The organism is Phytohabitans houttuyneae, from assembly GCF_011764425.1.
GTDB lineage: Bacteria > Actinomycetota > Actinomycetes > Mycobacteriales > Micromonosporaceae > Phytohabitans > Phytohabitans houttuyneae.
Genome location: NZ_BLPF01000001.1, coordinates 834,247 through 849,771, shown reverse-complemented (window position 1 = coordinate 849,771; position 15,525 = coordinate 834,247). Strand labels below are relative to the sequence as shown.

Annotated in this window: 10 protein-coding genes and 2 pseudogenes; 11 read left to right on the top strand and 1 reads right to left on the bottom strand. The window is 74.4% G+C overall.

Annotated features, from left to right (window positions below):
- Positions 1-35 precede the first annotated feature (35 nt).
- Entirely contained in the window at positions 36-734 is a 699-nt protein-coding gene (locus Phou_RS03905) for a GNAT family N-acetyltransferase (protein WP_173053603.1), read from the bottom strand.
- A gap of 102 nt (positions 735-836) precedes the next feature.
- On the opposite strand from Phou_RS03905, the gene Phou_RS03900 reads away from it, so the two are divergent.
- The 11 genes and pseudogenes from Phou_RS03900 to Phou_RS03850 all read left to right on the top strand — a co-directional run bounded on the left by Phou_RS03900 (position 837) and on the right by Phou_RS03850 (position 15,522).
- On the top strand, positions 837-1,049 hold the full coding sequence (locus Phou_RS03900) for a hypothetical protein (protein ID WP_173053601.1): 213 nt from the start codon (positions 837-839) through the stop codon (positions 1,047-1,049).
- Between the two features lie 26 nt (positions 1,050-1,075).
- A complete protein-coding gene (locus tag Phou_RS03895; RefSeq protein WP_173058095.1) occupies positions 1,076-2,455 on the top strand; it encodes a replication-associated recombination protein A in 1,380 nt (459 codons plus the stop codon).
- A gap of 4,275 nt (positions 2,456-6,730) precedes the next feature.
- On the top strand, positions 6,731-7,441 hold the full coding sequence (locus Phou_RS03890; RefSeq protein ID WP_371872166.1) for a hypothetical protein: 711 nt from the start codon (positions 6,731-6,733) through the stop codon (positions 7,439-7,441).
- Between the two features lie 75 nt (positions 7,442-7,516).
- Entirely contained in the window at positions 7,517-7,996 is a 480-nt protein-coding gene (locus tag Phou_RS03885) for a DUF948 domain-containing protein (protein WP_173053599.1), read from the top strand.
- Positions 7,997-8,071: 75 nt separating this feature from the next.
- The gene (locus Phou_RS03880) at positions 8,072-8,347 is read left to right on the top strand and encodes a hypothetical protein (RefSeq protein ID WP_308784478.1); all 276 of its coding nucleotides are present in this window, start codon (positions 8,072-8,074) and stop codon (positions 8,345-8,347) included.
- Positions 8,344-11,028 carry an alanine--tRNA ligase gene (gene alaS, locus Phou_RS03875; RefSeq protein ID WP_173053597.1) on the top strand — a complete coding sequence of 895 codons (2,685 nt, stop codon included), beginning with the start codon at positions 8,344-8,346 and terminating at the stop codon, positions 11,026-11,028. Before Phou_RS03880 ends, alaS begins: the two co-directional genes overlap by 4 nt.
- 182 nt (positions 11,029-11,210) lie before the next feature.
- Entirely contained in the window at positions 11,211-11,669 is a 459-nt protein-coding gene (gene ruvX, locus Phou_RS03870; protein WP_173053595.1) for a Holliday junction resolvase RuvX, read from the top strand.
- Positions 11,669-12,856: an endolytic transglycosylase MltG gene (gene mltG / locus Phou_RS03865; RefSeq protein ID WP_173053593.1), complete on the top strand. Its 1,188-nt coding sequence runs from the start codon at positions 11,669-11,671 to the stop codon at positions 12,854-12,856. The genes ruvX and mltG overlap by 1 nt, the downstream gene beginning before the upstream one ends.
- A 23-nt stretch (positions 12,857-12,879) precedes the next feature.
- Positions 12,880-13,676, top strand: a pseudogene (locus Phou_RS03860) (shikimate dehydrogenase).
- Between the two features lie 112 nt (positions 13,677-13,788).
- Positions 13,789-14,966, top strand: a pseudogene (aroC, locus tag Phou_RS03855) (chorismate synthase).
- A 52-nt stretch (positions 14,967-15,018) separates the two neighbouring features.
- Positions 15,019-15,522: a shikimate kinase gene (locus Phou_RS03850; RefSeq protein WP_173053591.1), complete on the top strand. Its 504-nt coding sequence runs from the start codon at positions 15,019-15,021 to the stop codon at positions 15,520-15,522.
- Positions 15,523-15,525: the final 3 nt, after the last annotated feature.

The following is a 15,525-nucleotide window of genomic DNA, read 5'->3' as shown; positions in this document are numbered from 1 at the left end:
CAGGGACTCGGCACTCCCTGATCAACGCGCACGACCTAAGTGATGCGGACCGACGTGCGGGCCAGCGAGTCCGTGAAGCCGACCGCGCGGTAGAGGCGCAGGGCCGGCGCGTTGCTGGAGAGGACGCCGAGCGACGACACGCCGTACCCCGTCAGGTGGCGGCGGACGACGGCCGCGGTGAGGGCGGCGCCCAGGCCGCGACCGCGCTGGTCGGGGTGGACCGTGAGGCCGGCGAGAAAGCCGACACCACCGCGGCTGCGGTCGGCGCCGCAGGCGACGAGGCGGCCCCGCGCACGGATGCCGAACCACGCCCGCACCCGCGGGTCACCCGGACGGGTGGTCGTCTCGGGGAAGGCCGCGGCGAGCAACGCCTCGATGTCCGGCTCGTCGGCGGGAGTGAGCTGCGTCACGGCCTCCTCGCCGGGCCGCGGTGGCGGCGGCGAGGCCGTCCACAGGAAGTCCCAGTCGTCGCGGTGCGCCACCGGCAGGTGGTCCACCTCGCCGGCCACGGCGCGCGGCAGATGCAGCCACGACGCGCCGGAGGCGGCCAGCAGTTCCACGGCCCGCGCGGGCTCACCCACCGCGCAGGCGAGCGGGCCCGCGGGGGTCCGGTCGACCCAAGCGGTGGTACCGGCAACGAGATAGCCGGTCACCTCACCCTGCGTGTTCAGCCTGGCATACGGGGAGTCGCCGGCCGCCGCCACGACCGCCTCCCGCCCCGTGACCACCTCCACGTTCGCAGCCTAGGCCGCGCCAGAAATGTCCACGGTGGACGCTTGGCGGGATGTGGCGCGGGGTACATGAGGCGTGCACCAAACCCCCCTCAAGGAGGATTCATGTTCGCCATCGCTGCTGCCGCGGTGTTCGGCTTCGCGCTGTTGCTCGACCTGCTCGACTCCGACCTGGGTGCGCCGGACCTGTTCAACTGGAACACCCTTGTCCTGATCGGCCTGTTCCTGCTGGCCCTGTACTTCGCTGGCCTCGGCCGCGGCCCCTCCGGCGGCGGTGGCGGTCGGTGGTACCGGGGACGGCGGCCCGGCCGCGGCTGACGATCGGCCGGTACTGTCTCTGGGTGATGGAGACCGACGGCCTGTTCCCCCTCACGGCCACCGGCGCGCGCGGCGCGCCGGTGGGGGGTGGCGCCACGGGTGGGTTCACCCCACCCGGCGCCGACTCCCCGTTGCCGGTGCGGATGCGGCCGGCGACGCTCGACGAGCTTGTCGGTCAGGATCACCTGCTGGCACCCGGCGCGCCCCTGCGGCAGCTGGTCGGCGGTTCGACGCCGATGTCGGTGATCCTGTGGGGGCCGCCGGGCAGCGGCAAGACCACGATCGCGCACCTGGTGGCGGCGGCCACCGACCGGCGGTTCGTGGCGATGTCGGCCCTCTCGGCCGGCGTCAAGGACGTGCGCGCGGTGATCGACACGGCGCGGCGCGAGCGGCGGTCCGGCGGGCCGCCCACCGTGCTGTTCATCGACGAGGTGCACCGCTTCAGCAAGACTCAGCAGGACTCGCTGCTCGCGGCCGTGGAAGACCGCACGGTCACGCTACTCGCGGCCACCACGGAAAACCCGTATTTTTCCGTGATCTCGCCGCTCCTGTCCCGATGTGTGCTGCTCACCCTCCAGCCGCTCGACGACGACGCCGTGCGCGGCCTCGTCCGACGCGCGACCACCGACGAGCGCGGGCTGGGTGGGGCGGTCACTCTTGATCAAGAGGCCGAAGACCATCTGGTACGGCTGGCGGGCGGCGACGTGCGCAAGGCCCTGACCGCCCTCGAAGCGGCCGCCTCGTCCGCCGCCGCCCTCGACGCCAAGGTCATCGACCTCGCCACGGCCGAGCAGGCGGTCGACGTGGCCGCGGTGCGGTACGACCGGGACGGCGACGCGCACTACGACGTGACCAGCGCGTTCATCAAGAGCATGCGCGGCTCGGATCCCGACGCGGCGCTGCACTGGCTGGCCCGCATGCTGGTGGCCGGGGAGGACGCGCGCTTCATCGCCCGCCGCATGGTGATCTTCGCAAGCGAGGACGTGGGCATGGCCGACCCCACCGCGCTCTCGGTGGCGACGGCGGCCGCGCACGCCGTGGAGTACGTGGGGCTGCCCGAGGCGCAGCTCAACCTCGCCCACGCAGTGATCCACCTCGCCACCGCACCCAAGTCGAACTCGGCGACGGTGGCGATCGGCAAGGCGATGGCCGACGTACGAGCGGGGCGCGGCGGCTCCGTTCCCCGCCACCTGCGGGACGCCCACTACTCGGGCTCGCGCGGGCTCGGTCATGGCATTGGCTACCGGTACCCGCACGACGACCCGCGCGGCGTGGTCACCCAGCAGTACGCGCCGGACGACCTGGCGGGCACCGACTACTACCGGCCTGGCGAGCACGGTGCGGAGCGCGCGGTGGCCGCGCGCCTGTCCGCGCTCCGCCGGATCGTGCGAGGTGACGATGCCTAAGCGGTGGGGGCGTGGCAAGGGCGAGGAGCCCGTCGACGAGCCGGTGAGCGGCGAGGAGACCGGCTGGCTCGACGACCTGCGCACCGCGAAGGAGCAGGGCGCCGCGATCGGGCCGGGTGCCGCGGGCGCCTCGGCGTACGCGAAGCTGCCCACCGGCGACGAGGAGGAGGGCGACGAGGACGGCTGGCCCACCGCCGCGCCCCGCCGCCCCGAGGAGCCAGTCGTGCCGCTGCCGAGCGCGCAGCGGGGGCAGCCCGTCCCGTTCGCCCCGGAGGCCCCGGGAGCGGGCGCGCCGCCACGCGGCGACCGCCCCACAGCACGCCGGCCCGGCGGCCCGGGCGGTCGCGAGGCACCACCGCCCGCCGGCCCTCCCGTGGTGGCCGGCCCCGGCGGCGAGCCCCCGCACGGCCGCCACCCCGACGCGATGCCCCCACCCGGATACCCCGACCCGACCCGCCGCGGCGACGCCGCCGCCCGCACCCGCTTCGACGAGCCTGGCGGCCCACCCCGGCGCGGCGCCTTTGACGAGCCCGGTGGCCCACCGCGGGGCGGCGCCGCCGGCGGCGGTTTCGACGACCCGGGTGCGCCGCCACGGCGCGGTCCGGCCGGCGGCGGCTTCGACGACCCCGCGGCGCCGCCGCGACGCGGCCCGGGCGGCTTTGACGAGCCTGGCGGCCCAGCGCGGCGCGGTGCGCCCGGCGGCGGTTTCGACGAACCCGGTGCACCGCGGGGTGGCCCGGCCGGCGGCTTCGAGCCAGCCGGCCCGCCACGGCGCGGTCCGGACAGCGGCGGCTTCGACCAGGTCGTGCCGATGGGCGACGGCGGCGGGTTCGGCGGCGCGCCCCCGCCCGGCCGCTTCGACGGCGCGGGCGGTCCGGGCCGGCACGGCGAGCCGGGTGACGCCCCCGGCCGGCACGGCGACACGGGTGACATCACCGGTCGCGGCCGTGCGGGCCGGCACGGCGACACCGGCGACGTGATGGCGTCCGGCCGGCATGGCGGTGGCCGGCACGGTGACACGGGCGACGTGACGGGCGGCAGGCACGGCGGCCCCGCCGGTCGCCACGGCGACACCGGCGACATCGGGCGGCACGGCGACGCGGGCCCCGGAAGGCACGGCGGTGTTACCGCGCCCGGGCGTCCGGGTGACACGGGTGGCTTCGCGGCCGTTCCGCCGGGAGCCCGCCGCGGCGAGCCCGATCCGCGCCACACCGACGGCGGCCCGCGTGGCCGCTTCGACCCGGCCGCGCCCAGTCAGGACTTCCCGCCGCTCCGCCACGGCGACGCCGCCCACCCCGGCGAGCCCCGCCACGGCGGCGCCACGCCCGGACGGCACGGCGAGCCGACCCCGGTCCGGCCGAGCCCGCCGCCGCACGCGGAGCCCAACACCGGCGGCTTCCAGGCCATGGCGGCTCCGGCGCCGGCCTTCGGTCGCCCCGCGGACAGCGTCGTGCCCGCCTCCGGCAACGCACCCGACGTCCCGCCACCCCCCGACCTCCCGCGCGGCGGCGCGCCGGGAGCCGATCTGCCACGCGGTGGCGCGCCGGGGCCAGATCTGCCACGCGGCGGCGCGCCGGGCCGGCATGACGGCGCACCCGACCTTCCACGCGGTGGTGCGCCGGGACTCGATCTCCCGCGCGGTGGCGTGCCCGGCCGGCACGACGGCGCACCCGACCTTCCGCGTGGCGGCGCGCCGGGACTCGATCTCCCGCGCGGTGGCGTGCCCGGCCGGCACGACGGCGCACCCGACCTTCCGCGTGGCGGCGCGCCGGGACTCGATCTCCCGCGCGGTGGCGTGCCCGGCCGCCACGACGGCGCACCCGACCTTCCGCGTGGCGGCGCGCCGGGACCCGATCTCCCGCGTGCCGGCACACCAGGCCGCCACGACGGCGCGCCGGGCCGGCACGACGGCGGACCCGAGCGGCACGATGGCGCGTTTGGGCGCCGTGATGGCGTGGGGGAGCCCCGCGACGGTGGTCCGCAGGTGCCGCTGCCCGGTGCCCGTGCCTCCCGGCACGCCGAGCCCGACCCCGCCGCGCCGGCGGTCGCCGCGCCGGGCGTGCCCGACGAGCCGCTGCCGCGGACGCGCTCCCGCACCAGCGGGCAGCGGACGGTCCCCCGGGGTGAGCGCACTGGCGGTGGCGCCCGCTCCCGCTGGGTCGACCAGGAGACGACCGGCAGCGGGCCGCGCGTGTCTGACCAGGCGTCGCCCGAGAGTTGGGCCGACCCCGACGGGCGCGGTGCGGCACCGGCCGGGCCGCCGAGACCGGACCTGCCGCCGCCCGGTTACACCGACGGGCCGGACGGCTCGCGCCGCCGTGTCCGGAGCGGCCCCGACACCGGTGACATCGCTGACCCGGACGGTGCTCGCCGTCGTGGGCGTGGTGCGGGTGGGCCTGCGGGCTACGACACGGGCGACGTCGCTGACCCGGACGGTGGTCGCCGTCGTGGGCGTGGTGCGGGTGGGCCTGCGGGCTATGACACGGGCGACGTCGCTGACCCGGATGGTGGTCGCCGTCGTGGGCGTGGTGCGGGTGGGCCTGCGGGCTATGACACGGGCGACATCGCCGAACCCGACGGCGGTCGCCGCCGGGCGCGGGGGGCCGGCGGCTACGACACCGGCGAACCCGACGAAGCGCACCGCCGGGCCGCCGCACCGGGCATGGGTGAGCGCGGGCCTCGGCCGCCCGTGGACGACGACCTCGAAGGCTTCGCCGGACCCGGGGGCCGACCCCGTGGCGGCCGGGGGATGGGGCGGCCACGCCCGCCGATCGGACAGGCCGGTCCCGACCCGCGTCGCGGTCCTGGCCCCGCGCCTGTCTCGGACGGCGGCCCGGGCGCACCCTCGGGTCGCGCCGCGCCGGTGGCTCCGCCCGTGGTGCCGGGCCGGCAGGGTGCGATCCTGCCGGGCGGCTCGCGCGGTCGCGGCGGCGCCCGTCCGGGTGGCGGACCCGCCGCCCGTTTCGGGCCGGACGGGCAGCCGGGCCCGCACGGGCCTTTCGCGCCGGACGCTCCAGGCCCGCGTGGGGCACATGGACCTGACGGGCAGCGCCCGCACACACCCTTCCCGCCGGACGCTCCAGGACCGCGTGGACCTGACGGGCAGCCCCGCCCGCACACGCCCTTCGCGCCGGACGCCCCAGGCGCACGTGGGGCGCACGGACCTGACGGGCCGGGCATGGCGGACGGTCCCGGCATGCCGGGCGGCTCGCGGGTCCCCGCCGGCCCAGGACGACCCGCCGGCCCCCGAGCCGGCGGCACACCCGGCAGCCCCGCGGTGCCCGGTGGCCGCGGCTCGGCCGGTGGCCCCGGCATTCCCGGTGGACCGGGCATTCCTGGTGGACCGGGCGGACCTGGCATCCCCGCTGGACCCGGCGCCACGGGCGGACCTGGCGGACAAAACGGACCTGGACGACCGGGCGGACCCGGCGGACAAAACGGACCAGGGCGACCGGGCGGACCTGGCGGACCTGGCGGACCTGGCATCCCAGGTGGACCGGGCGCAGCCGGCGGACCCGGGGACCTGGGGGACCTGGGGGACCGGGCGGACCTGGGGGACCGGGCGGACCCGGGGGACCGGGCGCACGCGCCGGCCGGGCGGGTGGGCGTGCGGCGCCCGACGGCCAGAGCATGGCGGACGGCCCCGGCGTGCCGGGCGGAGCGGCGGGCCGGGCCAGGACGCCCGGTGCCGGACCGGTACACGGCGGCCCGCTCGGCCGCGGTGAGATGCATGACCTCGACGACCCGCGCGCCGGTGGTGCACCCACCGGGCCGAACGGCGGACCCGGTCGAGGGCCCAACGGCGCGGGCGTGGCCAGTGTCCCCGGGCGCGGCCCTGGCGGGCGCGGGCCGGGTGGCCCGGGGCCGGAGGCGCGGGGCGTAGGCGGGCCGGGACCTGACGGACACGGCGCGGGTGGCGCGCGGGGAGCCGCGCGGGCGCCGGGTGGCATGGGCGCGGATGGCGTGGTGACCGCTCGGGCGGCCGCGGCCGCGCCGGTGGTACCACCGGGAGCCGTGGGAGCTGCCGAACCGGGGCGGGCGGGTGTGCCGGCGCCGGGTTCGGGACCGAGGGCCGCGCGGGCGGCGGCGCCGGTCGAGGGGCGCGTGGCGCCGCCGGGCAGTCCCGTGGCGCCGACGGGGAGCCCCGTCGGGTTCGCGGGCAGTCCCATCGGACCGCCCGGCAGCCCGGTCGCCGGAGAGGGTGAGCCGGTCGCCGTCGCGCGCGCGTCCGTCGCGCCGCCGGCCGAGCCGGGTGTACGGCCGACGCGTCCGGCGGTGCCGTTCAACGGTCCCGGTGACGGACCGGAATCCGTACCCGATGATGCGCTGGACCGCGATGGTGGTCCCGGGCCGGCGGAGGCCCGGGAGCAGCGGACCTGGCGCCTCGTCGCCCTTGTCGTCGCGAGCCTGCTGGTGCTCGGTGCGCTGCCGCTCTACTTCGGCATCCGCACCGCCACGCGCGACCCCGTCCTCAACTCGCTCGACGCCCTCAACGTGCCCGGCTGGGCCGCGCAGAACGTGCAGGACGCGGTCAGCGGCAGCCGATGGTGCCTTGTGGACTGCCGCTTCCGGGAGCGGACGGCGCAGTCGCAGCAGGGGCCGGAGCAGACCACGGACGTGTACGAGGCGGCGCTCGCGGAGGCCGGCTGGCGGCGGTGGGAAGCCGCGAAGATGTGCCCCGAGCAGCCGGTGCCGGGCCACTACACGTGCTGGACGCGCGACGAGCTCACGCTCGACCTGTGGGTGCGGCCGCCCTCGTGCGCCGCCGCGCCGCAGGACGGGGGCACCCCGCCGGCGACACCGCCGCCGGCCGCGCCGGGTGGCTCGTGTGAGGGTTCCGTGGTGTCGGTGAAGGTGCGCAACGCCATCGACGACGACCGCGTCAAGCCGGCGCCGAGCACGGACCCGTCACTGACCGGTGAGGACCCGGATCCGGTGTTCACCGACGACCCGTTGCTGGACGATCCGGCGCCAACGGCCTCCTGACCCGGCGGCCGCCCGTCACTGACGGTAGGGTCTGCACGTTGGCGATTGGGTGGCTCCGGGCGGAGGAGGACGGGCGTGACAGGTGGAGAGATCGCGGCGCTGGTGGCGGCCGGTGCGTTCCTGATGCTCGTACTGGTGCTGGCGGTGCCGATCCTGCGCCTGCGGCACACAGTGGACGCGGCGACCCGCGCCATCAACGACATCAACGACCGCACCGCACCGCTGCTGGGTAACGTCAACACCACGATTCTGGGTGTCAACGAGGCGTTGGGGCAGGTGCACACCACGTTGGACGGTGTGAACGTCCAGCTGGCCAAGGTGGACACCATCACCGGCCACGCGCAGAGCGTCACGGCGAACGTGGCCAACCTGGCCACCGTCGTGTCCGCCGCCGCGGCCAACCCTCTGGTGAAGGTCGCCGCGTTCGGTTACGGGGTGCGCCGCGCCGCCGCCGCGCGCCGCCACGCGGACGACGAGCGCGAGGTGCGCACCACCCTCAAGCAGCGGCGCAAGGCGGCCCGAGCGGCACGCAAGGCAGGACAGGTCGCCGGCTGACACGCTCCGCCGACCCGGGGTCGAGCGCCGACCCCGGAGGCGGGCGTGACCGGCGGTACGGGAAGGATGAAGGCCATGAGGCGGTTGCTCTGGTTGGGTGTCGGGCTGGCGGTGGGCGCGCTGGTCGTGCGCAAGGTCTCGCAGAAAGCCCAGTCGTACACACCGGGCGGCATCGCCGCGTCGCTCTCGGAATCCGCTGGCGGGCTCGTCGAGTCCGTGCGTAGCTTCATGGACGACGTCCGTGAGGGGATGGCCGAGCGCGAGCAGGAGATCCACGAGGCGATCGAGGCGGGCGTCCACTTCGAGGGTGACGTCGACGAGGAACTGATGACACGGAGAGGCGATCGATGAAGACGGCGGAGATCAAGCGGCGGTTCCTGGCCCACTTCGCGGCCAATGGGCACACGGTGGTGCCCTCCGCTCCGCTGCCCGCCATCGACGATCCCAACCTGCTGTTCATCAACGCGGGCATGGTGCAGTTCGTGCCGTTCTTCCTCGGCCAGCGCACCCCGCCCTACGACCGCGCGGCAAGCGTGCAGAAGTGCATCCGCACGCCGGACATCGACGAGGTCGGCAAGACGTCGCGGCACGGCACGTTCTTCCAGATGAACGGCAACTTCTCGTTCGGCGACTACTTCAAGGCGGGCGCGATCCCGCTGGCGTGGGAGCTGTCGACCAAGCCGGTGTCCGAGGGCGGCTTCGGCCTCGACGCCGACCGGATCTGGGCGACGGTGTACCTCGACGACGACGAGGCCATCGAGATCTGGCACAAGACGGTCGGCCTGCCGCTGGACCGCATCGTGCGCCGCGGCAAGCGGGACAACTACTGGTCGATGGGCATCCCCGGGCCGGCCGGCCCGTGCTCGGAGCTCTACTACGACCGCGGCCCGGCGTACGGGCCGGAGGGCGGCCCCGACGTCGACGAGGACCGGTTCCTGGAGTTCTGGAACCTCGTCTTCATGCAGTACGAGATCGCGGACGTGACGTCGAAGGAGGACTTCCGCGTCGTCCGCGAGCTGCCGAGCAAAAACATCGACACCGGCATGGGCCTGGAGCGGATCGCGTCGATCCTGCAGGGCGTCGACAACCTGTACGAGATCGACGAGGTCCGCCCGATCCTCGCGCTCGCCGCGGAGCTGACCGGCAAGGAGTACGGCGCGAAGTCCGGCCACGTGGCGGGCGAGTCGCACCCCGACGACGTGCGGCTGCGGGTGATCGCCGACCACGTGCGCACCGCGCTGATGCTGATCGGCGACGGCGTCACCCCCTCCAACGAGGGCCGGGGGTACGTGCTGCGTCGCATCATGCGCCGCGCGATCCGCGCGATGCGGCTGCTGGGCTGGCAGGAGCCGGCACTGCCGCTGCTGCTGCCGGTGGCCCGCGACTGCATGGCCCCGTCGTACCCGGAGCTGGCGACCGACTTCGACCGCATCTCGCAGTACGCGTACGCGGAGGAGGACGCGTTCCTGTCCACGCTGCGCGCGGGCACCACGATCCTCGACACGGCGATCTCGACCGCCAAGCAGCAGGGGAGCCCCACGCTCTCCGGCGACCAGGCGTTCCAGCTGCACGACACGTACGGCTTCCCGATCGACCTCACCCTGGAGATCGCGGCGGAGCAGGGCCTCACCGTCGACGCCGACGGCTTCCGCCGGCTGATGGCGGACCAGCGGGCGCGGGCGAAGGCGGACGCGAAGGCGCGCAAGACCGGCCACGCGGACCTCTCGTCGTACCGCTCGGCGCTCGACGCCGGTGGCCCCGTGGAGTTCACGGGCTACCACGAGGTGACGCGCGAGTCGCGGGTGCGTTCGGTGCTCGGCGCGGGCGGCGTGGCGCTGGCGGCGGCAGGCGAGGGCGAGCAGATCGAGCTGGTGCTCGACGCGACCCCGTTCTACGCCGAGGGCGGCGGGCAGCAGGCCGACCATGGGCTGATCACCGTCGGCGACGGCCAGGTGGAGGTCATCGACGTCCAGCAGCCCGTCCCCGGCCTGATCGTTCACAAGGCGCGCGTCGTGCGCGGCGAGGTCCGCGCCGGCGACACGGGGTACGCGGAGATCGACGTCACGCGGCGTAAGGCGATCTCGCGGTCACACACCGCCACCCACCTCGTGCACCAGACGATGCGCAACTTCCTCGGCGAGTCGGCGACCCAGGCGGGCTCGTTGAACGCGCCCGGCCGGCTGCGCTTCGACTTCAACACACCGGGCGCGGTGTCGCCGAGCGTGCTGCACGACGTGGAGCAGCAGGTCAACGAGGTGCTTCTCGGCGACCTGGAGGTGCACGCGTTCATCACCTCCCAGGAGGAAGCGCGGCGGCTGGGCGCGATGGCGCTGTTCGGCGAGAAGTACGGCGACGAGGTGCGCGTCGTCGAGGTCGGGGACTACGCCCGGGAGCTGTGCGGCGGCACCCACGTGGCCCGCTCCGGCCAGCTCGGCCTCGTCAAGATCTTGTCCGAGGCGTCGATCGGCTCCGGGGTACGCCGCGTCGAGGCGCTCGTCGGCATCGACGCGTTCGGCTACCTGGCGCGCGAGCACCTGCTGGTGTCGCGGCTTGCCGAGCTCTACCGCGTGCCCAACGAGCAGGTCGCCGAGCGGGTCGAGCAGACCGTGACCCAGCTGCGCGACGCGGAGAAGGAGCTGGAGAAGCTCCGCGCCCAGCTCGTGCTCGGCGGTGCGGCGTCGCTGGCGTCGTCGGCGCGCGACGTGGGCGGCATCGCCTACGTGGGCACCGAGGCGCCGGAGGGCGCGGGCGGCAACGACGTGCGCACGCTGGCCCAGGAGATCCGCGGCAAGGTCGACCCGGCCCGCCCGGCGGTGGTCGCGGTGGCGGCGCGGTCGGGCGGCAAGGCGTCGCTCGTCGTGGCGGTCAACCAGGCCGCGCGCGGCCGCGGTGTGTCGGCGTCCGACCTGGTCAAGGGCGCACTGTCCGGCCGTGGCGGCGGCAGCCCCGACCTGGCCCAGGGCGGCGGCCTGCCGGCCGACGAGGCGCCCCGCCTGCTGGCCGCGGTGGAGCACGCCCTGACGACTGTGTAGCCCAGCCGAAGCGGGCCACGAGGCCCGCTTCGCCGCGTGGGGACAAAATCCCTGTTTTTGCTGCCTCCCGCGCGGTGTGAGGCAGCAAAGGCAGGGATTTTGCTGCTTCACGGGCGCCGGCGGTGCGAGCGCGGGCGCGTGCGGGAACATTGGTGGAGATGCGCGCGGGAGTAAGGGAGCATATGGGCGAGTTTGTACGCGGCACACGCCTCGGCGTCGACGTTGGCCAGGTGCGTGTCGGTGTCTCCTTGAGTGACCCGGACGGGATTCTCGCCACCCCATTGAGCACTCTGCGTCGCGACCTGAATGCGGAAGTTGATGCTATTCCTTCCGATATCTTTGAACTTGCACGACTCGTAGATGCGTATCAAACCGTAGAGGTCGTGGTCGGGTTGCCGGTGACACTCGCCGGGAAAGAAGGACCAGCGGCGGTGCAGGCCAGGGCATATGCCGAGCGCTTGAGCAAGGCGATCGCGCCGGTTCCGGTGCGGTTGGCCGACGAGAGGATGTCCACCGTCGCGGCAACCCGTAGGCTGGCCGAACGTGGCGTGCGGGGAAAGCGCCAACGTGCGGTTGTCGACCAAGCGGCCGCTGTGGAGATCCTGCAGGGCTGGCTAGACGCGCAGCGGAGGCGAGCGTGATGATCGACGAGTTGGAGCTTGCGTTCGACGATGAACCCGTCGAACGGTGGCGACATCGTCGGGGCCGCAAGCGTGGCCAGAAGAAGCGGCGTGGCGGCGCGGGCAAGAGCGTGATCGCGTTGCTCGTGGTGGTCGTGATGCTCGGCGGCCTCGGTGCCGGCGTGTGGTACGGCTTCGACCGCGTGCAGGGCTTCTTCACCACCGCCGACTACGAGGGCGCCGGCCAGGGCGAGGTCACCATCACCATCAAACAGGGCGAGACGGCGACCGACATCGCCAACACGCTGGTGACGGCCGACGTGGTCAAGAGCGCCAAGGCGTTCACCGAGGCGGCGCAGGCAAACTCGCGCAGCCAGAACATCCAGCCCGGCACGTACAAGCTGCGTCTGCAGATGAGCGGTGCCGAGGCGGTCAACATGCTGCTCGACCTGAAGAACAAGATTGTCAACGGCGTGCTGGTCCGCGAAGGGCTGTCGGCCAAGGCGACCTTCAAGCTCCTGTCGGAGAAGACGAAGATCCCGGTGGCCGAGTTCGAAAAGGCGGCCAAGGACCCGATCGAGCTCGGCATCCCGGACTGGTGGTTCAAGCGGAGCGACGGCAAGAAGGTGACGCCGTCGATCGAGGGCTTCCTCTTCCCGGACACGTACGAGATCGATCCTAAGTGGACGGCCGCGGACATCGTGCGCACGATGGTCGACCGCTTTCTCACGGTGACGGGCGAGCTGAAGTTCGACGAGAAGGCGCAGGCGCTCAACCTCACGCCCTACGACGTGCTGATCGTGGCGTCGCTCGCCCAGGCGGAGGCGGGCATCCAGGAGGATCTGGGCAAGGTCGCGCGCGTGGCGTACAACCGGCTCTACGGCGAGTTCCCGTGCAACTGCCTCGAAATGGACGTGACGGTCAACTACTGGCGCGAGCTGCGCGGCCTGCCGATCAAGGCGTCCAAGGACATGACGGTCTCCGAGCTCGACGACCCGAAAAACCCGTACAACCGCAAGCTCAAGGGCCTCATCCCGTCGCCGATCAACAACCCGGGCAAGCACGCTCTCGAAGGCGCGATGGCACCGCCGCAGGGCAATTGGCTTTTCTTCGTCGCGATCGACAAGTCGGGCAAGTCGGCATTTACCAACGACAACGCCCAGCATGAGCGAAACAAGCAGATCGCGCGGGAGAACGGCGTCCTTTGACCGAGACGATTCACCGGGCGGCCGTGCTGGGTAAGCCGGTCGCCCACTCGCTCTCGCCCGTCATCCACAACGCGGGCTACGCGGCCGCCGGCCTCACCGGGTGGGCGTACACCGCGATCGAGTGCGCCGAGTCCGAGCTGGCCACCCTCGTCGACGGCCTCGGCCCGCAGTGGGCCGGCCTGTCGCTCACGATGCCGCTCAAAGAGGTGGCCCTGTCGGTGGCCACCCAGGTCTCCCCGGTCGCGGCCGCGGTCGGTGCCGCCAACACTTTGGTACGGGCCATCGACGGCTGGCACGCGGACAACACTGACATCCCGGGCATGGTCGACGCGCTGGGCGAGGTGCCCGGCGGCGCGTCGTTCACGGTGCTCGGGGCGGGTGGCACGGCGCGTGCCGCGATCGCGGCGGCCGCGCGCTGCGGTGCCGCGGGCGTGACGGTGGTGGCGCGGCGGCCCGAGGCGGTCGCCGAGCTGCGCCCGGTGGCCGAGGCGGTGGGTGTGCCGTTCGCCGGGGCGGGGTGGGCCGACGCCGCGGCGCACGCGACCGCCGACGTGGTGATCTCCACCGTGCCGAAGGGCGTCGCCGACTCCCTCGCCGCCGAGGTGGCCTGGCGACCGTCCACTGTGCTCTTCGACGCCCTCTACGACCCGTGGCCCACCCCGTTGGCGGCGGCAGCCACGGCGGCCGGCTGCCGCATAGTCTCCGGCCTGGACCTCCTCCTGGCCCAGGCGATAGACCAGTGGCAACAGTTCACCGGCATCTCCCCAGCCCCCGAGCGCCCATGCGAGCGGCCCTGTTCGCCGCCGCCCTCCGGCGTTGATCAGGGACTTCGTGGGCGTGCCGTGCGGCGTGTCGCACCACCAACTCCCTGATCAACTCCCCTGAGCGCGCCCTCGGGGCGGCGCTGGAGTGGCGCGTGACAGACTGTTCCGGTGTTGCGCTGGTTGACCGCGGGTGAGTCGCACGGCCCCGCGCTGGTCGCTGTCCTCGAAGGTGTTCCGGCCGGGGTCCTGGTGACGAGCGCCGATATCGGGCGGGAGCTGGCTCGGCGGAGGCTCGGTTACGGCCGGGGTGCCCGGATGGCGTTCGAGCAGGACGTCGTCGACATCATCGGCGGCATCCGCCACGGCGTGACGCTCGGCAGCCCGGTGGCCGTCCGCGTGGGCAACTCCGAGTGGCCCAAGTGGGAGACCGTCATGGCCGCCGACCCGGTCGACCCGGACGTGCTGGCCGCGCAGGCGCGCAACGCGCCGCTGACCCGGCCCCGCCCCGGGCACGCCGACCTGGCCGGCATGCAGAAGTACGGGCACACCGACGCCCGCCCCATCCTCGAGCGGGCCAGCGCCCGGGAGACCGCCGCGCGGGTCGCCGTCGGCACGGTCGCCAAGGCGCTGGTCAAGCAGGCGCTCGGCATCGAGATCGTCTCGCACGTCGTGGAGCTCGGCTCGGTGGCCGCCAAGCCCGGCCTCGCCCCCGCCCCGAGGACGCCGAGCGGGTCGACGCCGACCCGCTGCGCTGCCTGGACCCGGAGGCGAGCGCGCGCATGGTCGCCGAGGTCGACGCCGCGAAGAAGGACGCCGACACGCTGGGCGGCATCGTCGAGGTGCTCGCCTACGGCGTGCCGCCGGGGCTGGGCAGCCACGTGCAGTGGGACCGCAAGCTCGACGCCCGCCTCGCCACGGCGCTGATGTCGATCCAGGCCATCAAGGGCGTGGAGGTCGGCGACGCGTGGCTGCAGGCCCGTTCCCGCGGGTCGGTGGCGCACGACGAGATCATCCCGACGGCGAGCGGCGTCAAGCGGGTCACCGACCGCGCCGGCGGGCTGGAGGGCGGCATCACCACGGGCGAGCCGCTGCGGGTCAAGGCCGCGATGAAGCCGATCTCCTCGCTCAACCGCGCGCTGTCCACCGTGGACGTCGCCACCGGCGAGCCGGCCACCGCCATCAACCAGCGCTCCGACGTGTGCGCCGTCCCGGCCGCGGCCGTGGTGGCCGAGGCGATGGTGGCGCTGGTGCTGGCCGAGGCGGCGACGGAAAAGTTCGGCGGCGACTCGGTCGTGGAGATCCGGCGCAACCTCGCCGGCTACATCGACAACCTGGTCATCCGGTGAGCGAGCTGTCGCGGCCGGCCGCCGGCGGCGAGCGGGCGATCGAGGTCGTGCGGTGAGACCGGCCTGCGTGCTCGTCGGCGTGATGGGCGCCGGCAAGACGACCGTCGGCGAGCTGCTCGCCGAGCGGCTGGGCACCGCCTTCCGGGACACCGACGCCGACATCGAGGCCGACGCGGGCAAGCCGATCTCCGAAATCTTCATCGACGAGGGCGAGGCCCACTTCCGTACCCTCGAGGAAGCCGCCGTGAAGTCGGCGCTGGCCTCCTTCGGTGGCGTGCTCGCCCTCGGCGGCGGTGCGGTCCTCTCGGAGCGCACGCGGGCCGTGCTGGCCGGCCACTCGGTGGTCTTCCTCTCCGTCGGCCTCTCCGACGCGGTCAGCCGCGTCGGGCTGGGCGCGGGCCGGCCGCTGCTGGCCATCAACCCGCGGGCGACGCTGAAGCACCTGATGGACCAGCGCCGCCCGCTGTACGAGGAGGTCGCGACGTTCACCGTGGCGACCGACGGCCGCGACCCGGTGGAGATCGCCGACGAGATCGTGACGCTCCTCAAGCCGTAGGCG

What these genes read in the sequence shown, in the direction of transcription:
- Phou_RS03900 (WP_173053601.1), top strand. Translation starts at nt 837, where the DNA reads ATGTTCGCCATCGCTGCTGCCGCGGTGTTCGGCTTCGCGCTGTTGCTC.
- Phou_RS03895 (WP_173058095.1), top strand. Translation starts at nt 1,076, where the DNA reads ATGGAGACCGACGGCCTGTTCCCCCTCACGGCCACCGGCGCGCGCGGC.
- Phou_RS03880 (WP_308784478.1), top strand. Translation starts at nt 8,072, where the DNA reads ATGAGGCGGTTGCTCTGGTTGGGTGTCGGGCTGGCGGTGGGCGCGCTG.
- alaS (WP_173053597.1), top strand. Translation starts at nt 8,344, where the DNA reads ATGAAGACGGCGGAGATCAAGCGGCGGTTCCTGGCCCACTTCGCGGCC.
- ruvX (WP_173053595.1), top strand. Translation starts at nt 11,211, where the DNA reads ATGGGCGAGTTTGTACGCGGCACACGCCTCGGCGTCGACGTTGGCCAG.
- mltG (WP_173053593.1), top strand. Translation starts at nt 11,669, where the DNA reads ATGATCGACGAGTTGGAGCTTGCGTTCGACGATGAACCCGTCGAACGG.